Annotated in this window: 21 protein-coding genes and 1 riboswitch; of the genes, 6 read left to right on the forward strand and 15 right to left on the reverse strand. The window is 65.3% G+C overall.

Features of this window, described 5'->3' with window-relative positions; all coding sequences use genetic code 11:
- Window positions 1-30: 30 nt before the first annotated feature.
- Window positions 31-618 carry an MspA family porin gene (locus tag M2432_RS03200; RefSeq protein WP_280825324.1) on the reverse strand — a complete coding sequence of 196 codons (588 nt, stop codon included), beginning with the start codon at window positions 616-618 and terminating at the stop codon, window positions 31-33.
- 462 nt (window positions 619-1,080) lie between these two features.
- Here M2432_RS03200 and M2432_RS03205 point away from each other — a divergent pair, with 462 nt between their 5' ends.
- Window positions 1,081-1,821, forward strand: a complete 741-nt coding sequence (locus M2432_RS03205; protein ID WP_280825724.1) for a glutaminyl-peptide cyclotransferase — start codon at window positions 1,081-1,083, stop codon at window positions 1,819-1,821.
- A gap of 13 nt (window positions 1,822-1,834) precedes the next feature.
- On the opposite strand, the gene M2432_RS03210 is transcribed toward M2432_RS03205, so the two are convergent.
- Window positions 1,835-2,428: a GNAT family N-acetyltransferase gene (locus M2432_RS03210; RefSeq protein WP_280825725.1), complete on the reverse strand. Its 594-nt coding sequence runs from the start codon at window positions 2,426-2,428 to the stop codon at window positions 1,835-1,837.
- A complete protein-coding gene (locus tag M2432_RS03215) occupies window positions 2,425-2,868 on the reverse strand; it encodes a hypothetical protein (protein ID WP_280825325.1) in 444 nt (147 codons plus the stop codon). The genes M2432_RS03210 and M2432_RS03215 overlap by 4 nt, the downstream gene beginning before the upstream one ends.
- A gap of 74 nt (window positions 2,869-2,942) precedes the next feature.
- Between M2432_RS03215 and M2432_RS03220 the strand changes: the two genes are divergently transcribed.
- Both M2432_RS03220 and M2432_RS03225 read left to right on the forward strand, forming a co-directional pair.
- Entirely contained in the window at window positions 2,943-3,380 is a 438-nt protein-coding gene (locus tag M2432_RS03220; protein WP_280825326.1) for a cupin domain-containing protein, read from the forward strand.
- An 11-nt stretch (window positions 3,381-3,391) separates the two neighbouring features.
- Window positions 3,392-5,095 carry an NAD-binding protein gene (locus tag M2432_RS03225; protein ID WP_280825327.1) on the forward strand — a complete coding sequence of 568 codons (1,704 nt, stop codon included), beginning with the start codon at window positions 3,392-3,394 and terminating at the stop codon, window positions 5,093-5,095.
- A gap of 58 nt (window positions 5,096-5,153) precedes the next feature.
- Here M2432_RS03225 and M2432_RS03230 read toward each other — a convergent pair whose 3' ends face one another.
- From M2432_RS03230 to M2432_RS03255, 6 genes are all read right to left on the reverse strand, one after another.
- The gene (locus tag M2432_RS03230) at window positions 5,154-5,915 is read right to left on the reverse strand and encodes a VOC family protein (RefSeq protein WP_280825328.1); all 762 of its coding nucleotides are present in this window, start codon (window positions 5,913-5,915) and stop codon (window positions 5,154-5,156) included.
- Between the two features lie 86 nt (window positions 5,916-6,001).
- Window positions 6,002-6,439, reverse strand: a complete 438-nt coding sequence (locus M2432_RS03235) for an SRPBCC family protein (protein ID WP_280825329.1) — start codon at window positions 6,437-6,439, stop codon at window positions 6,002-6,004.
- 3 nt (window positions 6,440-6,442) lie between these two features.
- Window positions 6,443-6,655 (reverse strand): antitoxin, encoded by a 213-nt coding sequence (locus tag M2432_RS03240; protein ID WP_280825330.1) that lies wholly within the window; start codon window positions 6,653-6,655, stop codon window positions 6,443-6,445.
- 56 nt (window positions 6,656-6,711) lie between these two features.
- Window positions 6,712-9,078, reverse strand: coding sequence for an HAD-IC family P-type ATPase (locus M2432_RS03245; RefSeq protein WP_280825331.1), 2,367 nt, complete (start codon window positions 9,076-9,078; stop codon window positions 6,712-6,714).
- Between the two features lie 50 nt (window positions 9,079-9,128).
- Window positions 9,129-10,247, reverse strand: a complete 1,119-nt coding sequence (locus M2432_RS03250; protein WP_280825726.1) for an MBL fold metallo-hydrolase — start codon at window positions 10,245-10,247, stop codon at window positions 9,129-9,131.
- 2 nt (window positions 10,248-10,249) lie between these two features.
- A complete protein-coding gene (locus tag M2432_RS03255) occupies window positions 10,250-10,984 on the reverse strand; it encodes an enoyl-CoA hydratase (protein ID WP_280825332.1) in 735 nt (244 codons plus the stop codon).
- A 27-nt stretch (window positions 10,985-11,011) separates the two neighbouring features.
- Between M2432_RS03255 and M2432_RS03260 the strand changes: the two genes are divergently transcribed.
- Window positions 11,012-12,505: a carboxyl transferase domain-containing protein gene (locus M2432_RS03260; protein ID WP_280825333.1), complete on the forward strand. Its 1,494-nt coding sequence runs from the start codon at window positions 11,012-11,014 to the stop codon at window positions 12,503-12,505.
- Window positions 12,506-12,519: 14 nt separating this feature from the next.
- Window positions 12,520-13,212 carry a hypothetical protein gene (locus tag M2432_RS03265; RefSeq protein WP_280825334.1) on the forward strand — a complete coding sequence of 231 codons (693 nt, stop codon included), beginning with the start codon at window positions 12,520-12,522 and terminating at the stop codon, window positions 13,210-13,212.
- 10 nt (window positions 13,213-13,222) lie between these two features.
- Here M2432_RS03265 and M2432_RS03270 read toward each other — a convergent pair whose 3' ends face one another.
- Entirely contained in the window at window positions 13,223-13,765 is a 543-nt protein-coding gene (locus tag M2432_RS03270) for a TetR family transcriptional regulator (RefSeq protein WP_280825335.1), read from the reverse strand.
- A gap of 96 nt (window positions 13,766-13,861) precedes the next feature.
- On the opposite strand from M2432_RS03270, the gene M2432_RS03275 reads away from it, so the two are divergent.
- Window positions 13,862-15,001, forward strand: a complete 1,140-nt coding sequence (locus M2432_RS03275; RefSeq protein ID WP_280825336.1) for an FAD-dependent monooxygenase — start codon at window positions 13,862-13,864, stop codon at window positions 14,999-15,001.
- A 46-nt stretch (window positions 15,002-15,047) separates the two neighbouring features.
- Here the strand turns inward: M2432_RS03275 and M2432_RS03280 are convergent, their stop codons facing one another.
- The 5 genes from M2432_RS03280 to M2432_RS03300 all read right to left on the reverse strand — a co-directional run bounded on the left by M2432_RS03280 (window position 15,048) and on the right by M2432_RS03300 (window position 23,039).
- Window positions 15,048-16,730: a divalent metal cation transporter gene (locus M2432_RS03280; protein WP_280825727.1), complete on the reverse strand. Its 1,683-nt coding sequence runs from the start codon at window positions 16,728-16,730 to the stop codon at window positions 15,048-15,050.
- 196 nt (window positions 16,731-16,926) lie between these two features.
- Window positions 16,927-17,079, reverse strand: coding sequence for a hypothetical protein (locus M2432_RS03285; RefSeq protein WP_280825337.1), 153 nt, complete (start codon window positions 17,077-17,079; stop codon window positions 16,927-16,929).
- Window positions 17,080-17,360: 281 nt separating this feature from the next.
- Window positions 17,361-17,533: riboswitch (M-box (ykoK) riboswitch) on the reverse strand.
- 134 nt (window positions 17,534-17,667) lie between these two features.
- Window positions 17,668-19,281: an AMP-binding protein gene (locus M2432_RS03290; protein WP_280825338.1), complete on the reverse strand. Its 1,614-nt coding sequence runs from the start codon at window positions 19,279-19,281 to the stop codon at window positions 17,668-17,670.
- Between the two features lie 18 nt (window positions 19,282-19,299).
- Window positions 19,300-21,114, reverse strand: a complete 1,815-nt coding sequence (locus M2432_RS03295; RefSeq protein WP_280825339.1) for an ABC transporter ATP-binding protein — start codon at window positions 21,112-21,114, stop codon at window positions 19,300-19,302.
- Window positions 21,111-23,039 (reverse strand): ABC transporter ATP-binding protein, encoded by a 1,929-nt coding sequence (locus tag M2432_RS03300; protein ID WP_280825340.1) that lies wholly within the window; start codon window positions 23,037-23,039, stop codon window positions 21,111-21,113. Before M2432_RS03300 ends, M2432_RS03295 begins: the two co-directional genes overlap by 4 nt.
- Window positions 23,040-23,104 lie beyond the last annotated feature (65 nt).

Raw genomic sequence — 23,104 nt, forward strand, 5'->3', positions numbered from 1 at the left:
ACATGATTATTCGCCTCTCTGAGATCCGCGTCAGATCTTGCTCGGATCACCGTAGATGGCGAACTCCGTGTGCTCCTTGGCCGTCGAGATCCGCAGGTACGCGTACGAACGAATGTTCACGTCACCACCACAGGCGTCCGCCTTGATGTGGATGTTGTCGATGTCGAGCATCGCCGTGCCACTGTCATCGAGCGACATGTTCGCCAACGGCAGGTCGACGATCACGCCGGGCTGGACCACCGTCTGAACGAAGCCCGCGATACCGGCCGTGCCACCGATGGCCGTGGTGCTACCGATCGAGGCCGCAGGTGCCACACCCGCGGTGCCACCGAGCTGCAGACCGGTGGACACGTCCGACTGGCAACCCAACTGGTATCCCAGAATGAAGATACTGTCGGTGATGGGGCTCGACCCACCGGTCGCGGTTGCGGTCCCCGATGCCGTCACGAAGCCCTCCCGGGAGTTGACCGCTGCCGCCAGGTTGGGCACCGAGTTGATCGACTCATCAGAGATCTTGATCTGCATGTGCCAACCGTCCCGGCTGACCTTGGTGTACACCTGCGGCGCCATCGGGACGACATCTGCGTGCGCCGGTGTGGACTCCACGGCTCCTAACATGCATACAGATGCTGCAGCGACCGCTGCAATCCTTTTGGGAGACAGGGTGACTGGCCTCAGGGGAGACAGTTGTGCCATGCGATGCCTCGGCTTTCCTAGCGGCCCGACGCGCCTGGTGCGTGTCCGGTCATTGCCGCAAGCAAATAAAGCCAAGTGTTTGTTACGGCACTGTTATCTAATAATTTCGGCCTGGCTAATCTTGAACAGTCGATCAGCCCACCTGAACAGATTCAGCAAACATGAGCACACCTTTAAGCGTGCCGCCAATCAGGTATTTCACCCAATCAGCTGAGCTTCCCCGCGCATTATCGCCCACTCGGATCGGACCTCACAGCCAGTCTCGAGCATCCCTGAAGGACCCGCCCAGCCGCCCGCCGCCGATCACCTCGACCCCCATCGCGAGCCTCCGGTTCTATGTGTAAGTTCACCGCAATGTGGCGCCCCCGAGTTCTGTTGGCTGCGATGCTCGCCGTGAGCATCGCGACCCCGGGCGCGTGGGCCGATCCCGCGCCGGTCGCTCAACTGCGCCCGACCGTGTTGGACCGCATGTACCACGACCCGGCAGCGTTCACCGAGGGCTTGTTCCTCGATGGCACCAGCCTCTACGAGAGCAGCGGTCAGTTCGGGCGTTCGCAGTTGCGTGAGCTCGACGCCACCTCCGGCCAGCTGCGGCGCGCGGCAGCACTACCGCCCACGTATTTCGGCGAGGGCATCGCCGACGCCGGCGACCACATCTGGCAGCTGACCTATCAGAACGGCATTGCGATCGACTGGGACAAAGCGGCCTTCACCGTTCGACGTGAGGTCCCGCTCTCAGGAGATGGCTGGGGACTGTGCCGAGACGGCGACCGCTTGATCCGTAGCGACGGCTCCGCACAGCTGCACTTCCACCGCATCGACGACATGGCCGAAACCGGGTCAATGACGGTGACCTACAACGGAACTCAATTGCCCGGAATCAACAGTCTGGACTGCTCCGGTAACGAAATCTGGGCCAATGTCTGGCCCACGAATCACATCGTCCGCATCGACGCCACCACCGGGTCGGTGCAAGCCGTGGTGAACGCCGACGGCCTACTGGATACCCCCCATGCGAACAATGTCGACGTGCTCAACGGCATCGTCCGCCTGGACGACGATCAGTTCCTGCTGACGGGCAAGAACTGGCCGACCATGTACCGGGTGCGGTTCACCCCGGCTTGACGCACACACTGCGCTACAGCCGTCCCAGCCGGAACTCCAGGTTGGTGCGTACGGCGGGCCATTCGATATCCAGGATCGAATACACCGCGGTGTCGCGCCGTACCCCGTCAGCCGATATTTGATGCGACCGCAGCACCCCGTCCAGCTTGGCACCCAACCGCTCGATGGCCGCGCGGCTCTTTGAGTTGAAGAAGTGCGTGCGGAACTCCACTGCGATGCAGCCCAGAACCTCGAAGGCATGCCGCAGCAGCAGCAGCTTGGCCTCGGTGTTGACTCCGGTACGCCGCACCGACGAGACGTACCAAGTGTGCCCGATCTCCAGCCGCCGGTTGGGTCCGTCCACGTTCATGTAGCTCGACGAGCCGATCACTTCGCCGGCCAAGGACCGCACCACGAACGTCAGGCCGGTGACCGGGCTCTGCGCGGCCAGCCGCGCGCCCACCCAGTCCGCGACGGTCGTCGGCGACGGCGCAACCGTGAACCACAACCTGCCGGTCTCACCATCGGCAACTGCGGCCGCGATCTCCGGTACATGGTCAGCAGTCAAGGGTTCCAACGAAACCCATTGATCGCCGGTCAACACCACCGGTTCGACAAAGCCCATCAGCGCACCCCTATCGGCGGATGCCGGTCGACGGGCGCGCTCCAGGCCACCACCATCGCCAGCACAGACAACACCACGGCCAACCCGGCCATGGACAACCCGAGATACAACCCGTACGCGGCAGATACCGCACCGTGCACGTACAGCCGGTAATACCACGCCGCCAGCGCCGCCAGCCCCAGCGAAAGCACGAGGGCCGCAATCGACGCGATGCGCGCTGACAACCGGCGCGCGGTCATCGCCGCGGCCACGATCAGGCACGACGACAGCAGCACCAGCAGCTGCCCCACCCCGAACCCGGGCGGAGGCACCGCGATGTGACCGACCTTGCCGCCGATGGCGTTAGCCCGCCCCGCTGAACTGGTCAGCCAGGGCAACCAGGCACTGACCAGCAACACCGCCGCGCACAGCGCAACAATCCAGGCCGGCCGTAGGCGTTCCACGGCATGAGCGTATCGACCGCTCTGGTGATCAACACAGCCGAACATGCCTTCAATCAGTCGTAACCTGGACTGCCATGACCGATCTCCCCGACTGGGCCCGGCGACTCGACCTGGTCCCACACCCCGAAGGCGGTTGGTACCGGGAGACCTGGCGGAGCACGCTCAACGTCCCACGGGCTGCGCTGCCGCCGGAATACCCCGGCCCACGCAGCGCCGGTACCGCCATCCTGTTTCTGCTCATGCCAGGCCAACAATCCTCGTGGCACACCGTGCGCGGCACGGAACTATGGCTGTTCCACCGCGGCAGTCCGCTGTTGCTAGAGGTCGGACCTGAACGAGCTACCGCTGACACTCTGGTGCTCGGCGCCGACATCGCTGCGGGTGAAGAGCCACAGCTATTGGTTCCACCCGGCCACTGGCAGCGGGCCAGGCCCCGAGACGACGAACCCACACTGGTCAGTTGCGTCGTAGTGCCGGGATTTGACTTCGCCGACTTCGCTCTCAGCCCTTAGCGTTAGCGCTCATGGACGGCCACACCATCGTCTGCGGTTCTGACGCACTCGTAGACCGCATCACCGAAGGCCTGTGGGCAGCCGGCGCCACCGTGGTTCCGCTGCTCGACCCCGCCGGCTTGGAGGGCGCAGGCATCACCACCGCCGACGCCATCGTCTGTGCCGGTGATGACGACGCCATGAATCTCGAAATCGCGCTACTGGCGCGGGAACTCAACCCAACCGTGCGGGTGGTGACCCGACTGGCCAACAGCGTGCTGCGCGAGGCGGTGGCGCAGGACAACGGTCCCGGCGCGGTGCTGGACGTCGCCGACCTGGCCGCTCCGTCGGTGGTGGAGGCCTGCCTAGCCCGCACCACTCACACCGTCACCGCGGCGGGCGTGGATTTCGTGATCTCCGGTGCCTCGGCACCTGAGGACACCACCTTGCGCGACATGTTCGGCGACCTAGCGCCGGTCGCCGTCATCCGGGGCGAGAAATCCGACTGTCCAGGCGAGGTAGTACCCTGCCCTGGAAGGGATTTCGCTGTCCACGAGGGCGACTGGACCGCGATGATCGGCACCGCCGACGAGTTGACCGCCGCAGGGATCCGGGTGCCGCGTCCACTACCCCGCAGCCGCGACCGACATCCGTGGCCACGGCGCGCCATCGACGCGGTGCGCATCGCCCGCGACAGCATGAACCCGATGTTCTATCGGGCCCTGGCCGCCTCGACCACCCTGTTGATCGGCTCAACCATCCTGTTGCGCTTCGCTTATCACAGTCCGCGTGGCATGAGCTGGATCGATGCGTTGTACTTCTCCACCGAAACCATTGCGACAGTCGGCTACGGCGACTTCAGCTTTCTGCTGCAGCCAACCTGGCTGCGTCTGTGGGGTATCGGCCTGATGTTCGCCGGCGTCACCACAACCGCCATCCTGGTGGCGTTCGTAGCCGACGCCCTGCTGTCCCGTCGCCTCAGCCAATACGCCGGACGGCGCCGCGTCCAGCACCTGCACAACCACGTCATCGTCGTCGGGCTGGGCTCGTTCGGCATTCGAGTGGTCAACGACCTGACCGCAGCGGGCTACGACGTCGCGGTGATCGAACGCGACGAGGGCAACAGGTTCCTATCGCAGGTCGGCCAACTGGACGTGCCCGTGATCTTCGGCGACGCCACCCTGCGCCAGACCTTGGAAATGGCCCGACTCGACGAGGCCCGAGCCATCGCGGTGCTGACCCAGGACGACATGGTCAACATCGAAACCGGCATCGTGCTGCGCGAAATGCTCAGCCCGCGAGTGCTTCCCGAGATCCATCGACCGGAAGTGCCGCTGGTGCTCCGCATCTACGACCGCACCCTGGGCGCCGCTGTCGCACAACGGTTCGGCTTCGACAACGTGCGCTCCACCGTCGAATTGGCCGCGCCGTGGTTCATCGGGGCCGCGCTGGGGCTGCAGGTGTTGGGCACCTTCTCGGTGGGGCAGCGCTCGTTCATGGTGGGCGGTGTGCACATCGAGCCCGGCAGCGTGCTGGACGGCATGCGGATGGAACAGATGCCGACCCAGACCCGTGTCATCGCGATAACCCGGCCCGGTACACCCACCCAACTGCATCCGCGGCGCGGTGCCCGCATGCTCGCCGGGGACACGGCATATCTTGTGGGTCCCTACCGGGAGTTGGTCAAGACCCTGCTGACAGGGCGGCGCCCAAACGTGAAAAGCAGCCCAATGTGACGAAGATGGCGAAGAATCCGCAGATCCTCGCCATCTTCTTCACCTTGGGCGCCGGACTTCAGCCTCGCAGGTTGAACGCAGCACCGGTCGTGTCGGTGACCGCCGCCAGCCGGCCATACGGGGTGTCCTCAGCGGGGCGCACCACGCTGCCGCCATTGGCGGCGACCAGTTCGATGGTCTTGTCGACGTCGTCGCTACCCCAGAAGCCGGTCCAAGTAGAACCTTCCAGCCCGGGGATGACTGAGCCATCCATCACGCCGATCAGTGGGGTCCCATCGAAAACAGCATTGCTGTAACGGAATTCATCGGAGTCAGCCTCCACCGACAGCTCCCAGCCGAACACCTTGGTGTAGAACGCGGTGGCCGCGGCGAAGTCGGTGGTGGTCAGCTGGAACCACGTCGGTGCACCCGCCTCGTCGTACGCTTCGAATCCCCGGTGCCCGGTCGGCTGCCAGAGCCCGAAAAACGCACCGGTCGGGTCGGTGAGCATGGCCATCCACCCCTTCTCTGGAACCTCCATCGCCGGTATGCAATTGGTGGCCCCAGCGGCTACCGCTGCTTCGATGGTGGCCTGGATATCAGCGGTGTGCAGGTACACCGTCCAAGCATCTGGCGCGTTCCACGCCGGGTCACTGGCCATCAGACCGCCGACGTAGTGACCGTCACGCCGGGCATTGATGTAACCGCCGTAATCGGGGCCGGGGTTTTCATAGTCCCAGCCGAACACGCTGCGGTAAAAGTCCTGTGCGCGTGTGAGATCCGAGGTGGCGAGGTCGGTCCAGACCGGAGCGCCCAGCGGGGTGACGGTACGAGTAGTCATGATCTTCTCCCTATACGAGTAACGGGGTGGTCATCTGTGTAGACAACCACCCCGCCGAAAACTCATCGCGAACCCATCGCAGCGATTCAGACCGGTGCGAACACCGCCTTGAACTGCTCCAACGACTGCGCGATGTCGCTGCGCAATGCGGCCGCCACCACCATGCCGATGGGGCCGAACAGCGCCGGACCGCCCAGGTGGACGTCGAACACCACCATCGAACCCGTGGCGGTGGGTTTGATCTTGGCCAGCAGTTTGACCTTCACGCCGCCTTTGCCGTCACCGTTGAGCGTCAACGACTCCGGCGGCTTGTAATTCACGATGGTCCAGTTGATCCGGTTCATCATGCCTTTGACCTCGACGATAGAGGAGATTTTGGTGCCCTTCTCCAACGTCTCGGGTAGCACGCTGCGCCACACCCGGTGGATGCTCAGCCACTCCTTGAACCGGGATAGATCAGAGGCCGCCGCCCAGGCTTCATCGGGCGACAACGGAACATCGATGGAATTTGACAGCTTCGCCATGTACTACTGCGCTGGCGGGGCTTGAGGCGCCGGGGGCGCTGGGGGCTCTTGGTTCCCCCCGACCGCCTTCTTGGCGGCTTCTTGAGCAGAGTCAACGACGCCCTTGTACTTGCCTTCAGTCTTCTCGTCGACGACGTCACCGGCCTTGTCGATGGCCGTGTTTACCGCGTCGGAGTTCTGCGACAGCAGGCCCTTCACCTTGTCCAGAAAACCCATGGTTCCCACCCTTTCTGTAGCCGGATTTACAAACCGAACGCGCTTATTCTTCTCCGCTAGTCGGTTCGCCACAACTGACGGGGTTCGCCCAGTACCCTGCCCTGCCACCACCACAGCGCCTCGATGGCGCCGGCACCTACCAACCCGATCCCCAGAGCAGCCGACGTCAACGCCACATTCGACGGGTCGAGCATGAATTCCCGCTGCGCCCAAGGAATCGAAAAAATCACCAAGTAGGCCAACCCTGACACGGACACCAATGCCACTCGCCACCACTGATACGGCCGCGCCACCACGGCCAGCACCCACACCGCGGTTACGAGCAGGGTGATCAGTGCTGACGTCGATGCTTGCACCTGCTGGACGGGGTCGGCTGATTTGCCGTGGTAGGCAATCAGATACGAAATGAACGTGGCGGTGCCGACCACCAGTCCGGACGGCAACGCCGCTGTCATCACCCGCCGCACAAAGCCGGTATGCGCCCGTTCGTTGTTGGGTGCCAGCGACAGGATGAACGCCGGGATACCGATGGTGAACCAGGCCGCGATGGTGGCATGGATGGGCTGGAACGGATACAGCACCGGCTCGGTATGGAAGAACTTCGCCGAAAGTCCGGCCAGCCCAACCAGAATCGCCAGCAGCACCGAATAGACCGTCTTGGTCAAAAACAGGTTGGATACCCGCTCGATGTTGCCGATGACCCGGCGACCCTCCCCCACCACATACGGCAGAGTGGCGAACTTGTTGTCCAACAACACGATCTGCGCAACCGACCGGGCGGCTGAACTGCCCGACCCCATCGCCACGCCGATGTCGGCGTCCTTGAGCGCCAGCACATCGTTGACGCCGTCACCGGTCATCGCGACGGTGTGGCCGCGAGACTGCAACGCATGCACCATGGCTCGCTTCTGATCCGGGCGCACCCTGCCGAACGTGGTGTATTCACTGAGGGTCTCGGCCAACTGTTCGGGATCCGTGGGGAGTTGGCGGGCGTCCAGAGCCTCACCGTGCAGCCCCAGCGACCCGGCGACGGCACCCACCGACACCGCGTTGTCACCGGAGATTACTTTCACCGAAACCTTTTGTTCGGCAAAGTATTCCAGAGTCTGGCAGGCGTCCGGCCGGACCCGCTGCTCCAGCGTCACCAACGCCACCGGGGTGACGTGCCCGGGCGCATCAGCGGCATCCACTGACCGATCCGACGAGCCCAGCAGCAGCACCCGCAGCCCCTGCGCACCGATCCGCTCGGCCTGTTCAGCCTCGGCCGAACCGGGTGTCAAAAGCACGTCGGGCGCGCCCAGGACCCAGTTGCCGTGCTCGCCATAGGAGACCCCGCTCCACTTGGTAGCCGACTTGAACGGCGCGGTGGCGGTTTGAGTCCAGCCCGGCGGCAGCTTGTAGGCCTCCTCAATTGCGGCCATGCTGGCGTTGGGCCGGGCGTCATCGGCGGCCATCTGGGCCAGCACATCGGCAGCCGGATCATTCGTGAAGGTGGTGAGATCGCTTACCCGCATACCGTTTTCGGTCAGGGTCCCGGTCTTGTCAGTGCACACCACGTCGACGCGGGCCAGCCCCTCGATGGCCGGCAGTTCCTGTACCAGACATTGGCGCCGGCCCAGCCGGATCACCCCGACCGCGAAAGCCAGCGAGGTCATCAGGACCAGACCCTCGGGCACCATCGGCACCAAGGCGCCGACCGCACGCAGCACTGACTCCCGCCAGCTCACGCCGGTTGTGGTGAACAGCTGGGTATAGATGATCAGCGCGCCGGCCGGCCAGAGCAGGTAGGTGATGAACCGCAGGATGGTGTTGATACCACTGCGCAGTTCGGACTTGACCAGGGTGAATTTGCTTGCTTCGTCGGCCAATTGGGCGGCATACGCCTCGCGCCCGACCTTGGTGGCCCGGTAGGCCCCGGTTCCCGCCACCACGAAACTGCCCGACATGACAGGGTCGCCGGCATTCTTGTCGATCGCGTCGGCCTCACCGGTGAGCAGCGATTCGTCGATCTCGAGATTGGCCGCCTCGATGATGACTCCATCGACAACGATCTGGTCACCCGGCCCGAGTTCGATGACGTCGTCCAGCACCACCTCGCCGGGTGCCCTGGCCTGGGTTCCGGACTGCCGGCGCACCAATGGTTTTGCCTGCCCAACGATGGCCAGCTTGTCCAGCGTCTGCTTGGCCCGCAGCTCCTGGATGATGCCGATCGCGCTGTTGGCGATGATCAGCAGCCCGAACAGGCCATTGATCATCGAGCCGGTGATCAGCACGATGAGAAAAAGTGCGCCCAGGATTGCGTTGATCCTGGTGAACACGTTGGACCGGATGATGTCCTTGACACTGCGGGCCGCGCGACTGGGTACGTTGTTGGTCTGCCCCTGCCGGACCCGCTCCGCAACATCGGCATCGGAAAGGCCCACGTTGCGTGTCGGACTATCTACGACCACGAATCACCGCCCTGAGTTCGACCTCACGACCCGGTTCCTGGCCGCCACCACACATCCAACCCTGGTGGGGCCGCCGTTTCCAGCCGTTGCCCAGGTTTGGGCACCGCCGCCGAGACTCCTTCCGCCTGCGCCGCAGCCAGCATCCGCTCAACAGGCTCGGCCCACGGATGCGGCGCCAACCGGAACGTCGCCCAGTGGATCGGCACCAAAAGCCCGTTGTCCGCCATATCTCGGTGCGCGCGCACCGCGTCCTCGGGGTTCATGTGGATGTCCGGCCAGCCCAGGTGATAGGCGCCGATCGGCATCAAGGTCAAGTCGAACGGCCCGTGATCGGCGCCGATGTCGGTGAAACTCTTGGTGTATCCGGTGTCGCCACCGAAGAACGCGCGGTGCCGCGGGCCGATCAATGCCCAGGACGCCCACAACGTCGTGTTCCGGGTCAGGAACCGGCCGGAGAAATGTCGGGCCGGGGTGCACACCAGCGTGAGCTCGCCGAGCTGCGCGCTCTGGTTCCAATCCAGCTCGACGACCCGCTCGCTCGGGATGCCCCAGGACCGCAAGTGCGCGCCGATGCCAAGTGGCACAAAGAATTTGGCGCGCTGGGTGCGTGCGAGGCCGATGATCGACTCGATGTCCAGATGGTCATAGTGGTCGTGGCTGATGATCACCGCATCGATCGCGGGCAACGCCTCGAGCGGAGCGGGAACCGGATGCATTCGTTGCGGTCCGACCGTCTGGGACGGCGAACACCGCTCGCTCCACACCGGATCGGCCAGCACTCGGTAGCCGTCCACCTCGATGATCGCGGACGAGTGCCCGTACCACGTGACCGCCAAGTCGCTCGGGGTCGCTCCGGGATCGGGCTCAACCAGCGGAATCGGTACTGGCGGCTTCTGCGCCGAGCTGCCGCTCAGCAGGTCGCGCAGCAGCTCGGCCTGCTGCTCGCGCGTCAGACCGGCTCCCGACGGCATTTCGAGGTTGACGAACACCCCGTCCTGGAAGTTCGGTGACGCGCCTGCGGCCACCGCGATGTCCATCGGGCTGGCGCCAAGTGCGGACGGCACGCCGTTGAGCGCCCGCAGCGCCCAGCCGCCGGCCACCAGCGCCGCCGTTCCACCTGCCAGCCGCACCGAACGCCACAGCATCAGATGCCCAAAAACCTCGGCGGCCGCTTCTCGAACCGCGCGACCTGCGCCTCGATGACGTCCGGGCTGGCCCAAGCCCTGTTGAACATCCGGGTGTGGTCGCCACGAACGGTGTCGTAGGCGCCGTCGTCGTTGAGCACCCGCTTGGAGTGCGCCACCGACAACGGTGCGTAACCGGCGATCTCGGCCGCCCAGGCCTGGGCATCGGCCAGGTTGCCGGCGCGGTTGACCATGCCGGTCTGCAGTGCGGTGTCGAAGTCGAGCCGCTCGGCGGCGATCAGCATGCCGCGGGCCCGGCCGTGCCCGACTAGTGAGGTGAGCCGGCGGATACTCCAATTATCCAGTGCCAGACCGTATTTGGCAATCGGGAACTGAAAATAGGCACTCGGGACCGCGACCCGCAGGTCACAGATCATGGCCAGGATCACCCCGGCGCCGATCGCCGGGCCGTTGAGCGCCGCGATGATGGGGATGGGGCTGGCGTCAATGGCCAGGTTCAGGGCCAGCGCCTTGTCCGGCAGTTCTTTTGCCACGCCTTCGGCGTCGGACAGGTCGGCGCCCGCACTGAAGACTGTGCCCTGCGCGGTCAGCACGATCGCGCGGGTATCCGACGGTGAGGCCTTCTCGATCTCTTCACGCAGGCCGTCGACGAGGGCACCATTGAGGGCGTTGCGTCGCTCGGGTCGCTGCATCTCCAGGGTCAGGACGTTGCCATCTCGCGTCACACCAATCATGCGACCCACCCTATATACGCTTCCTGTATGAGCCGGACCGGTGCTGCTGAGCTGCTCGACGCGATGCTGGACAACGGGTCATTCCGTAGTTGGGACGGGCCGCCTCTGGGGGTGGCCACGTCGCCGGAGTACCGCGCCGAACTCGCCGCCACCACGGCCCGCACCGGACTCGACGAGTCTGTGGTCACCGGGGAGGGCACCGTCATGGGACGCCGCGTGGCCATCGTGGCCTGCGAATTCGACTTCCTGGCCGGGTCAATAGGAGTGGCTGCGGCCGAGCGCATTACCGCCGCGGTGCAGCGCGCGACGGCCGAGAAGCTGCCGCTGGTGGCCTCACCATCGTCCGGGGGTACCCGGATGCAGGAGGGCACCGTCGCGTTTCTGCAGATGGTCAAGATTGCCGCTGCGGTCGAGCTGCACAAGCGGGCGCACCTGCCCTACCTGGTGTACCTGCGGCATCCGACCACTGGCGGGGTGTTTGCTTCCTGGGGTTCGCTGGGGCACCTGACCGCGGCCGAACCCGGTGCGCTCATCGGGTTCCTGGGTCCTCGGGTCTACGAGCATCTGTACGGCGAGGAGTTTCCCGCAGGCGTGCAAACCGCCGAGAACCTGTCCGCCCACGGCGTGATCGACGGTGTGGTGCCCCTGACGTCGCTGCGCGGTGTGTTGGACCGCGTGCTCACGGTGCTCACCGACCCGCCCTCGTCTCCCGTGATTTCGGCGCGCTGGGTCACGGCGAGCAATACGGCGCGCGCCGAAATCCCGGCGTGGGAGTCGGTGGTGGCGTCGCGGCGGCCTGACCGCCCGGGCGTGGATTACCTGCTTGAGCACGGTTCCACCGACCGGGTGCTGCTGTCCGGAACCGGGCGCGGCGAATCGGGAACGACGGCGCTGGCACTGGCCCGGTTCGGCGGGCAGCCCGCGGTGGTGGTCGGTCAGCGCCGGGTGTCCGGCGGCATGATCGGCCCGCGGGCGCTGCGCGAGGCGCGCCGGGGCATGACGTTGGCCGCCGGCCTGCAGCTGCCACTGGTGCTGGTGATCGACACTGCCGGGCCGGCTCTGTCCCAGGAAGCCGAGGAGGAGGGTCTGGCCGGCGAGATCGCCCGATGCCTGGCCGAACTGGTCACGCTCGATACGCCGACGGTGTCGGTGCTGCTGGGCCAGGGCAGCGGCGGACCTGCGTTGGCCATGGTGCCCGCCGACCGGGTGCTGGCTGCACAGCACGGCTGGCTGGCGCCCCTGCCCCCGGAGGGGGCGAGTGCCATCGTCTACCGCGACACCGATCATGCGGCGGAACTTGCTGCCGCCCAAGGTGTTAGGTCCGCGGACCTGTTGCGCGACGGCATCGTCGACGCGATCGTGCCGGAACGGCCCGACGCCGCCGACGAACCGGCAGAGTTCACCGGTCGGATGTCGGCTGCCATCGCCGAGGAACTGCAGCGTTTGCATACCGTGCCTGCGGCCCAGCGACTCGGCGTGCGGTTGCAGCGGTACCGGCGGATCGGGCTGCTCGGCAACTGAGCCTCGGCGATGGCATGCTGGACAGGGTGCAGATGGCGATGCACTTCTGGTGGCTGATTTTTCCGCTCGGCGGCATGATCGGCGGTGCGGTCCGCGCGCTTGCCGTGGCCAACGACCGTCGCGCGGAACGCCGCCTCGAACGCTTCCGAATCAAGCAGCAGACCAAGATCGCGGTGGCCGAAGCTGCCGGCCGGGGCCGCACCGATGCGGTCACCGACCGCCGCACCGTCACCAAAGTGCTTACCCAACATGACGACACCGACGCCCGTTGGCTGAGCTACGAGATGGATGTGGCCAAGCTGCTGGACTTCCCGGCGATGACCAATCTGCGCGATCCGCTGACCGTCGCCTTCCACAAGGCCAAGAGCCGCGCCGATCTGCTGCGGCCTGCGAGCGCTGACGATCTGGTGGGCGATCGCAATGCTCAGCTCGAATACCGCGACGCGGTGCACGAATACGCCTCGGCCTTCGACGTCGCCGAGGCCGAGGCGATCCGTCGTCGCCGCAGCGACTTCTCGGCAGATGACCAGGAGCGGCTCGCTCGTGCACAGCACCTGCTGCGGGTGGCGGCTGATCCGTCTGCCACTCCTGGCGAACGGCAGAACGCCTACGGCAAGGCCCGCCACGAACTCGACGGACTGATCGCGCTACCGGCGATCACCCGGGCCGCAATCGAACGCCGGGTGGCCGGCGAGATCGAGGCCTGAGCTGCAGCGCTCAGTCCTCGTCGAGGTAGCGCTGCAGCGTCGGCCCGAGCCAGTGGACCAGGTCGTCGTCGCTCATATCGACGACGGGCGGGAGCTTCAAGACGAACCGGCACAGCGCCATCCCGAGGGTCTGGGTGGCGATCAAGCCTGCGCACCGCTGGGGGTCAACCGGCTTAAGGCGCGCGATCGCCGGCCCCAATTGCTCCGCGAAGATGCCGCGCATGCGTTGTGCCGCTTCAGCATTCGTGGTCGACGAGCGCAACAGCACGATCAGGCCGTCGTCCTGGGTCCACCGCTTGAGGAAATGCCTCACCAGCGACCCGCCCAATTCAGCCCTGGGCACATCCGACAGGTCCGGGAACCTTAGATCGAATTCCACCGCGGCGGCGAACAGCTGGTCCTTGTTGCCGAAGTACCGCATGACCATCGACGGATCGATGTTCGCGTCCGCGGCGATGGCCCTGATGGTCGCGGCCTGGTAGCCGGTTTCGGCGAACCGTTCCCGGGCCGCCGCCAGGATCACCGCCTTGGTTTCTTCCGACGATCTGCGCATGCCAACAAGTGTATGCCAACACTTGTTGACTTTTAGTCCGAAACGCGCGACCCTGGTTATGCCAACAAGCGTTGGCATTCGCGGAAGGAGACGCAGATGACTGACACCGATGTGCTGATCGTCGGAGCCGGCCCCACCGGACTCGCCCTGGCCGTCGCACTCCGGGCCAACAACGTCCGCGCCACTGTGGTGGACCGGCTGACGGCCGGCGCCAACACCTCGCGGGCCGCGGCCGTCAGCGCACGCACGCTCGAAGTCCTCGAACCCGTGGGCGTGTCGAATCGACTGGTCAAACAGGGCATTCAGGCACCGCTCTTCACCATCCGGGACGGCCACCGGACCCTGATCCCGGTCGATTTCAGCTGGTTGCCGACCCGCTATCCCTACATCCTGATGGCACCCCAGTCCACTACCGAACGACTGCTGCTGGAGCGCCTGACCGAGCTCGGCGGCGAGGTGGTCCGGCCGAAAACTCTGACCGGCATCACCCAGGACGCCCAGGGCATCACCGCGCAATTCGACGACGGCGAGCCCATTCGGGCGCAGTACCTCGTCGGCGCCGACGGCATGCACAGCGTCGTCCGGGAGCAAGCCGGGATCGGGTTCCACGGTGGGCAATACGGCGAGTCCTTCGCCCTGGCCGACGTACGTCTGACCGGTGAGGTCACCGACGACGAGGTGATCCTGTTCTGGGCCTCCGACGGCATGACCGTGGTCGCCCCACTTCCGGGTGGCACCTACCGGATCGTCGCGCCCGTGGACGAAGCACCGGAGCTGCCGTCCGCCGGGTTCATCCAGGAAATGCTCGACGCCCGCGGATTCGGCCCGGGCCGGGTGACAGTGACCGACGTCGCGTGGGGATCCCGGTTCCGGGTCCACCATCGGATCGCCGACAGCTACCGGGCCAGCCGGGTGCTGCTCGCCGGCGATGCCGCACACGTCCACAGCCCCGCCGGCGGTCAGGGCATGAATCTGGGCATCCAGGACAGCATTGCGTTAAGCGAAGCCCTGACAACGGCTTTGACAACCGGGCGCGACGCCGTGCTCGATGAGTACAGCGCGGCGCGGCGCCCCCTGGCGCAAAAGGTGGTGACGCTGACCGACCGGCTGACCCGACTGGCGACGCTGCCCGCAGCGGCCCGACCGATTCGCAACGTGATGACCACAGTGGCCGGCAAAATCCCGGGCGTGCAGCACCAACTGGCCTGGCAACTGTCCGGCTTGGGCAACCGTTGAACAACGGAAGACCGGCCCCGACAAGGTGATTCGCTCAGCTAGACACTCAGCTGACGATCGCCTCGGCGATCTTCACCCCGACCAGCGCCACGGCAATCAGCAGATAACCGCGCAACGCAACCATGCCTGCCATCCGCAGCGGCGAGAACACCGGTCGCTCAAGGGTTTCCAGCGCCGGAGTACGGAAGGTTTCCCGTTCCTGCTCCAGCAGGGCCTTGCGCACCGTGCGGTCGTGCGGCTGCTCGTCCAGGTCGGCAACCTGGTCCGGATCCAGGCCACCCAGCTGGACCGCGACCTCGACCGCGGCTTGTTCCCGGTCTTCCCGCCCGGACCGACGGACGGCCAGCGCGACCGCCACTCCACCGAGCAGCCCAACTGCAACACCCACACCAAAACCCAATTCCAGTTGTCCGGCAGTCAGGTTCGGGAAGAACGTCGCCGCGGTCAGCGCCAGCGACAGCAGCACCAGACTCCACACGATGGCGCCCGCCACGATGTTCTGTCGCATGGTGTTGACCCAAGGTCCCAGCACCGCCTTGTCGTTGCACAGCAGCACCAGGAACACCGTTGCCGACGGCAGCAGTACCCCGGCGAGAGCCTGCACGCCCTGAGTCAGCAGACCCAGCACGTGATCCGGGCTGAAGGACACCGCGCCGGCGACCACCAGCAGCGCCGCGTAGCCCAAGTAGAAAGCAGGGGCTTCGGTAACTTTCCAGTGCAACGAATGCCGCTTGCCCAAGGTGTCACCGAGCGCATAGGTGGTGGCCAGCCCGACCGCGTTGGCACCGATCAGCGACGCGTCCAGCAGCAGGATGGCGAACAGCGCGCCCGCGGTGTGAGAAACGTGGTCGCCCAACTGCTTTGCCACATCGCCGGCGTCGGTGAAGTTACCGACGACGTCGGTGCCGGCCAGGCCGAAGGCAGCCGCAGCCATGACCGCCACCGCACCGACCATCACCACCACGATGCCGATCCACAGGTCGACCCGCTCGTAGCGGATCCACTTGGGAGTCAGGCGCTTGTCGACGATGTTGGACTGCTGGAAGAACAGCTGCCACGGAGCCACAGTGGTGCCGACCACCGCGACGATCAGTAACAGCAGCGTCGAGTTCAGCCCGCCCGGGAACGTCGGGATCAGTCCCTTGACGGTCTCGGCCGCTGACGGATGCACGATGAAGGCCAGCGGGAACATCACGATGTTCACCGCGATGAGCGCGAAAATGAAACGCTCCCAACGGCGGAACGAACCGCCGGCCACCACCGCGAACAACAGCACCGCGGCCAGCGGTACCGAAATGGACTTGGGTAGCCCGAAGTAGTTCAAAGCCAGTGAGACACCGATGAATTCGGTGACGATGGTGAGCGCGTTGACGACAAACAGGTCGCCGACGCTGAAGGCACCCCAGAACTTGCCGAATCGGGCGAAGATCAACCGGGCATGGCCGACCCCGGCGACCGCACCGAGCCGGACGACCATCTCCTGGTTTACGTACAGCACCGGGATCAGCAGCGCCAGCGTCCACAGCAGCGCCATGCCGTAGTTCTGGCCGGCCTGTGCGTAGGTTGCGACGCCGCCGGCGTCGTTGTCTCCAACCATCACGATCAGGCCGGGACCCATGACGACCAGCAGCATCTTGAGCCGCTGCAGCCAGCTGCGGCCGGTGGCGGTGTCGTCGACGCGGATGGTGCCCAAGGCGCCGACGATGTCGCCGACGTGGGCACTGTCCAGCACCGCGGTACCGGTCGAATCACGTTGTGGCACAGCGTTATTTCCGGCTGCATTGCGCGGGACGCGGGCAAAGAAGGCCATGTCGGGTGTCCTCTCGGGGTGTTCGCGGCACGCCACGGGTCCGCCCACCGGCGGGTGGACGGACCGTGGCGCCCTAGGCGACTGGACGGTCAGGAGTCGGGGTGCGACCGGACGGTCAGAAGTCGGGGTGCGCCCCGATGGAAGCCGAGATCACCGCGATCGGCGTCTGGGACATCCGGAGGTTGTGTCGTTCCTGCGGGGTCAGGTGTGTGCGAGCGTTCACCAACCGGGCAACACGACGTACTGCGTGGGTACGAAAAATGGTCATGACAGGCTCCTGTCGGGTTCAGCCCCGAGTGCCTGCCTCAGACGGCGTGGTCAGCCAGACCCTTCGCATGACGACGGCACAGCGGGGACTCCAACAAGCATTGGAAATGCTTGATTGCATTACGTTTTCGTTCCGGACTGGAACTCGGACCATCGCCAGGTTTCATGTCGTCCCTCACCTCCTCGCCGTCGGGCCCCATCAGGGCAGTGCCTCAATGACAACACAAAGGGGAGAAGGCGGCGACCGATCCAGGCCTCAAGGACCTGTTAAAAGCGGTGCCACGTACACCCCTCTCGTCAGAGCTTCGGCACTGAACGACGTAATCCGCTGAGGCGGATAGCCACTTCGAGTCACCCCTTAATCCGGGGAGACCTGTCCTAACCCTGGGCGTCTCTCGACGTCGTCGGATCAGTGGCTTCTGTTCGTCCAGGAGCCTCGCCTAGCGAGGTGCTGACCGGATGAACCATAGACCTGCGCCTACGGTGGCGTCAACACGAGGGGTGACCTGCGGGGTTCACGTCGCCGAAATCGACGAAATGGCCGCTTCCACGCGAACTTTGCGGCCCCGTTTGCCGTTTAGGCGGGAATTTACAAGCCGAGAAAGCGGATGCTCTCGGTGCGCATGTCGACTTTGCGTACCTTGCCGGTGACGGTCATCGGGAACTGGTCGACCACGTGCACATAACGGGGAATCTTGTAGTGCGCCAGTTGCCCGGCAGCGAACTCTCGGATTGCGTTGGCATCCAACGGTTTCGATCCGGGTTTCATCCGGATCCAGGCGCAGAGCTCCTCGCCGTACCGGGAGTCGGGCACTCCGATCACCTGAGCGTCCTCGATGTCGGGGTGGGTGTGCAGGAACTCTTCGATCTCACGCGGATAGACGTTTTCACCGCCACGGATCACCATGTCCTTGATGCGTCCCACCACCGCGCAGTAACCGTCATCCCGCATCACCGCCAGATCGCCGGTGTGCATCCAGCCGTCAGAATCGATTGCCTCTGCAGTCTTTTCGTCGTCAACCCAGTAGCCCAACATCACCGAGTAACCGCGCGTGCAGAATTCCCCGGTCTGGCCGCGGGGCACGGTCTCGCCGGTAACCGGGTCGACGATCTTGACCTCGAGATGCGGATGCGCCCGACCGATCGTCGCGGTGCGTCGGTCCAGATCGTCGTCGATCAGCGTCTGGCAGGACACCGGCGAGGTTTCGGTCATGCCGTAGGCGATCGCCACCTCGGTCATATTCATCTCTGCGACACAGCGTTTCATCACCTCGACCGGGCATACCGAGCCCGCCATGATGCCTGTGCGCAGACTGGACAGATCCCGCTGGGCGAACGACGGGTGGTTCTGCATGGCGATGAACATGGTCGGCACCCCGTACACGCCAGCGCAGTGCTCGGATTCGATGGCATCCAGCGTCGCGCCGGGGTCGAACCCGGGCGCCGGTATCACCACGGCCGCACCGTGTGTCGTGCAGCCGAGGGTGCCCATGACCATGCCGAAGCAGTGGTAGAACGGCGTTGGGATACACAGCCGCTCCCCCGGCTGCAGCTTGATGCCCTCCGTGACGAAGTAGCCGTTGTTCAAGATGTTTCGATGCGACAGCGTTGCACCTTTCGGGAAACCCGTTGTGCCCGAGGTGTATTGGATATTGATGGGATCGGTGTTGGTCAACATGGCCTGCCGGGCGGCCAACTCGTCGGCGCTGACTAATGCGCTGTCGGCACGCAGCTGCGCCCAGTCCGCACTGTCCAGGAAGATGACGTCACGCAGACCGGGAGCCTCCGGACGGACTTCGGCGATCATCGTCGCGTAGTCGGAGGTCTTGAAGGCGGTCGCCGAGATCAGCATCTGCGCGCCGGATTGGCCCAGCACATAAGCCAATTCGTGCGTCCGGTAGGCCGGATTGATGTTGACCAGGATGGCGCCGATCTTGGCAGTCGCGAATTGCGTCAGCACCCACTGCGCACAGTTGGGCGACCAGAGGCCGACCCGGTCCCCTTTGCCGACACCCCGGGCCATCAATCCGCGGGCCATCAGGTCGATTTCGGCGTTCAATTCGGCATACGTGTACCGCAACCCCTGAGCGAGGTCGACCAGCGCCAGGGTGTCGGGATGCTCAGCGGCGGTGCGCTCGAAGTTCGCCCCGATCGTCTCCTCCAGGATCGGGGCGTCAGTGGGCCCGGCGTCGTAGCTGTGCACTCAAACTCCTCGTAGCGGTTACGCGAGCGACTCGATCCAGGCCCGGTGCAACGCGGCGTACCGCCCGTTTCCGGCGATCAGGTCAGCAGGGGCACCGTCCTCGACGATCCGGCCACCGTCAAGTACCAGCACCCGGTCAGCGGACTGCACGGTCGAGAGCCTGTGCGCGATCACCAGAGCGGTCCGCCCGGCAAGCACGGTCGTCAGGGCCCGCTGCACCAGGCGTTCGGTCGGAATGTCCAGCGAGGACGTGGCCTCGTCGAGGATCAGCACCGCCGGGTCGGCCAGGAATGCGCGGGCGAACGCCACCAGTTGCCGCTGGCCCGCGGACAGCCGACCGCCGCGGCTGGCGACATCGGTGTCATAGCCTTCCGGCAGTCCGTCGATGAACCGATCGGCCCCGACGGCGGCTCCGGCCGCCCGGATGTCACCGACGGTGGCGTCAGGCCTGCCGAACCTGATGTTGTCGGCGACGCTGCCGGCGAACATGAAGTTCTCCTGCGTCACCATCACCACGTGCCGGCGTAGCTCGAGCTCGGCAATGGACCGCAGATCCACCCCGTCGAGCGTCACGGCTCCAGACACCGGGTCGTAGAACCGGGCGATCAGTTTGGCGATCGTGGTCTTCCCGGCGCCAGTGGCACCGACCACGGCGACGGTCTGACCCGCGGGCACCGTCAGATTGAGGCCCGGCAGCACCGGATGCTCTGCGGTGTAGCCGAACACGACATCACGGAAAGTGATGTCGCCCTTCACATTCCCGAGCGTGACCGGATCCGTCGGGTCTGCGATCGCCGGCCGCTGAGCAAGTACCCCGGCAAGCTTCTCCAGTGCTGCAGCCGCCGACTGGAAGGTGTTGAAGAACTGCGAAATGTCTTGCATCGGTTCGAAGAACATCCGCAGGTACAGCAGAAACGCCGTCAGGGTGCCGATGGTCATCCGGTCGTGCAGCGCCAGGTAACCGCCATACAGCAGCACCACGGCGGTGGTGACGTTGCCGACCAGCTTCACCCCTGGCATGAACACCGCCAACAGGGTGAGGGTGCGTTCGTTGATCACCCGGTAATCGTCTGCAACAGCGTCGAAAATCTGCTGATTGCGCGGTTCGCGGCGGTAGGCCTGAACCGCCTTGATGCCGGTCATGGTCTCGACGAACTGGACGATCACCAACGCAGCCTGTTCGCGAACCTTGCGGTAGGTCTTGGTCGATTCGCTGCGGAACCAGCCAGTCAGCAGGATGAGGAACGGGAACGCGATCAGGCAGGTCAGCCCGAGGTGCAGATCAAGGGTGACCAACAGCACCGCGGTGCCGCCGAGGGTGAGCACGGCGGTGATCAGGCTGTCGAATCCCGTCGACAGCATGGTCTGGATGGCTTCGATGTCGTTGGTGGAACGGCTCACCACCCGGCCCGAGGTATAGCGGTCGTGGAACGCGACGTCGAGTTGCTGGAACTGCCGATAGACCCGGCGTCGCAGTTCCAACAACACCTTCTGCCCGATCCGGCCGGATCGATTCAGGAAGAACATGCGACTGGTCGCCTGCAGCGCCACCACCGCACACAGGGCCAGGACGATCTGCACCAATTCGCGGGCCGATCCGCCGTGCACGATCGGCGGGATGCCTCGGTCGATGCCACGCTGCACCAGCAGCGGAACCGACAGCCGCGCAGCGTTTTCCACCACCACAACCACAGCCAGCAGCACCACGACAACCCGGTAGGGCACCAGGAGCGAACCCAGCAGCGCCCTGGCTTCGCGGCGGCGCGGCACGGTTTCGTCGAAGGGTAGGTCAGCGGTCGCGTCGACGGCCCGACCGCGCCAGTCTGTGCTCATCGCCGCCTCACTTCGGCGGGCTGATCAGCCTCAACCGGCTGCTGCTCGAGATACAGCTGCTCGAACCGCTCCCGGTCGGCGTCTTGTTCCCAATCGCAACTGCGTTCAGAGCCGTCGTCCAACTCGTCGTCAGCGGACAGCAGGTAGCGGTACTCCGGCGCCTGCGCCAACAGTTCGGCATGGGTGCCTATCCGGGTGATGGTGCCGTTCTGCAGCAGCGCCACCCGATCAGCCAGCAGCACGGTGGACGCGCGGTGCGCCACCACAATCCCAGAAACGCCCGGGCCGGACCGCAGCACCCGCCGCAGCGCGGCGGTGACCGCAGCCTCGGTGTGCATGTCCAACGCCGAGAGGGTGTCGTCGAGCACCAGCACTGACGGTGCCGCCAGGATGGCGCGGGCGAGTGAAAGCCGTTGGCGCTGCCCACCCGACAGGCTCATGCCCTGTTCCCCGATCCGGGTGTCCAGACCGTACGGCAGGTCGTAGACGAACTGTGCGACCGCGACGTCGATGGCCGCGCGGATCTCGTCAGCAGTCGCGAGGTTATCTGGGCCGCGGCCCAGGGCCAGGTTCTCGACGACCGACATCGAGAACAGCGTCGGGTCCTCGAATGCGGTGGCCACAGCCGACCGCAGCGCGGGCAACGACAGTTCTCGGATGTCGCGGCCGTCGAGCAGGATCGCTCCCTCAGTGACGTCGTACAGTCGGGAGAACAGTGCGGCCAGAACCGATTTCCCGGAGCCGGTGGCGCCGACCAGCGCCAGCGTCTGACCCGGCTCCACCGTCACCGAGACATGGCGCAGCGCCCAATCGTCGGGCTCTGCGTCTGGAAAACGGAAGCCGACGTCACGCAATTCCAGCAGACCGCCCCGAGGCACCGCGGTCACCGGACCGTCGGTGATTTCCACTGGCGCATCGAAGATCTCGGCCACGCGATTCGCCGCAGTCATCGACTCCTGCATCATCGACAACAGAAAACCCAGTGATGAAATGGGCCAGACCAGCGATAGCATCATGGTGATGAAGGCGACCAGCGTGCCCATGGTGACCAGGCCGTGCCCGGCGGCATAGGCGCCGAAGCCCAGCACCACGATCAGCGTCACATTGGGGATGACCTCCAGCAGGGTCCAGAACCGCGCGGACACCGCCACCTTGCCGACCTCGGCGCCGTACAGTGCCACGGCACGCTCATCGAAGCGCTGGTAGACGTAGTCCTCTCGACCGAACGACTTTATCACCCGCAGACCCAGCGCCGATTCCTCGACATCTGTTGCCACGTGGCCGGATTGGTCCTGCGCCAACCGCGACAATCGGGTGAACTTCTGCTGAAAACGAAGCACCGTGACGGTGATCGGCAGCACCGACGCCAGCACCACCACACCCATGGGCCAGTACATGGACAACAGGATGGCCGTCACCACCACGATCTGTATTCCGTTGAGCGCCAGGAACAACAGACCGAACGACAGGAACATCCGGATGGTGCTCAGATCGTTCATCACCCGGGACAGCAGCTGCCCCGACTGCCACTGCCGGTGGAACGACATCGGCAGAATCTGCAACCGCGCGTAGAGATCCTTGCGGATGTCGGCCTCCACACCCATGGTCGCCCGGGCACCGAGCCAACGACGGATGAACCACAGCACCGCCTCGAGCAGCCCCAGCGCCAAAGCTGCGGTGCCGAGCACCCACACACCGCGCTGATCGTGGTGGCGCACCGGTCCGTCGATGACCGCCTTGGTCACCAGCGGGATGGCCACTGTGGCACCCAACCCGACCACCGAGGCCACCACCATGCCAACCCAGCGGCTGCGGTAGGGCTGCAGGTACGACAGCAATCGGACCAGGTCCGATGACGCACGCGTCTGCCGCGGCGCGGGCGCAATCGCCGGCTCCGACCGTAGGGGCGTGGCTAATTCAGTCACAACACCATCAATGCTTGCACGCCAACCGCAAATCCCACTGCGTGCCGGACGCCTGCGTCGCGGAT

It is taken from the genome of Mycobacterium sp. OTB74 (assembly GCF_029892685.1).
Taxonomy (GTDB): domain Bacteria; phylum Actinomycetota; class Actinomycetes; order Mycobacteriales; family Mycobacteriaceae; genus Mycobacterium.

What these genes read in the sequence shown, in the direction of transcription:
- M2432_RS03200 (WP_280825324.1), bottom strand. Translation starts at nt 618, where the DNA reads ATGTTAGGAGCCGTGGAGTCCACACCGGCGCACGCAGATGTCGTCCCG.
- M2432_RS03205 (WP_280825724.1), top strand. Translation starts at nt 1,081, where the DNA reads ATGCTCGCCGTGAGCATCGCGACCCCGGGCGCGTGGGCCGATCCCGCG.
- M2432_RS03220 (WP_280825326.1), top strand. Translation starts at nt 2,943, where the DNA reads ATGACCGATCTCCCCGACTGGGCCCGGCGACTCGACCTGGTCCCACAC.
- M2432_RS03225 (WP_280825327.1), top strand. Translation starts at nt 3,392, where the DNA reads ATGGACGGCCACACCATCGTCTGCGGTTCTGACGCACTCGTAGACCGC.
- M2432_RS03230 (WP_280825328.1), bottom strand. Translation starts at nt 5,915, where the DNA reads ATGACTACTCGTACCGTCACCCCGCTGGGCGCTCCGGTCTGGACCGAC.
- M2432_RS03235 (WP_280825329.1), bottom strand. Translation starts at nt 6,439, where the DNA reads ATGGCGAAGCTGTCAAATTCCATCGATGTTCCGTTGTCGCCCGATGAA.
- M2432_RS03240 (WP_280825330.1), bottom strand. Translation starts at nt 6,655, where the DNA reads ATGGGTTTTCTGGACAAGGTGAAGGGCCTGCTGTCGCAGAACTCCGAC.
- M2432_RS03255 (WP_280825332.1), bottom strand. Translation starts at nt 10,984, where the DNA reads ATGATTGGTGTGACGCGAGATGGCAACGTCCTGACCCTGGAGATGCAG.
- M2432_RS03260 (WP_280825333.1), top strand. Translation starts at nt 11,012, where the DNA reads ATGAGCCGGACCGGTGCTGCTGAGCTGCTCGACGCGATGCTGGACAAC.
- M2432_RS03265 (WP_280825334.1), top strand. Translation starts at nt 12,520, where the DNA reads ATGCTGGACAGGGTGCAGATGGCGATGCACTTCTGGTGGCTGATTTTT.
- M2432_RS03270 (WP_280825335.1), bottom strand. Translation starts at nt 13,765, where the DNA reads ATGCGCAGATCGTCGGAAGAAACCAAGGCGGTGATCCTGGCGGCGGCC.
- M2432_RS03275 (WP_280825336.1), top strand. Translation starts at nt 13,862, where the DNA reads ATGACTGACACCGATGTGCTGATCGTCGGAGCCGGCCCCACCGGACTC.
- M2432_RS03285 (WP_280825337.1), bottom strand. Translation starts at nt 17,079, where the DNA reads ATGACCATTTTTCGTACCCACGCAGTACGTCGTGTTGCCCGGTTGGTG.
- M2432_RS03295 (WP_280825339.1), bottom strand. Translation starts at nt 21,114, where the DNA reads ATGAGCACAGACTGGCGCGGTCGGGCCGTCGACGCGACCGCTGACCTA.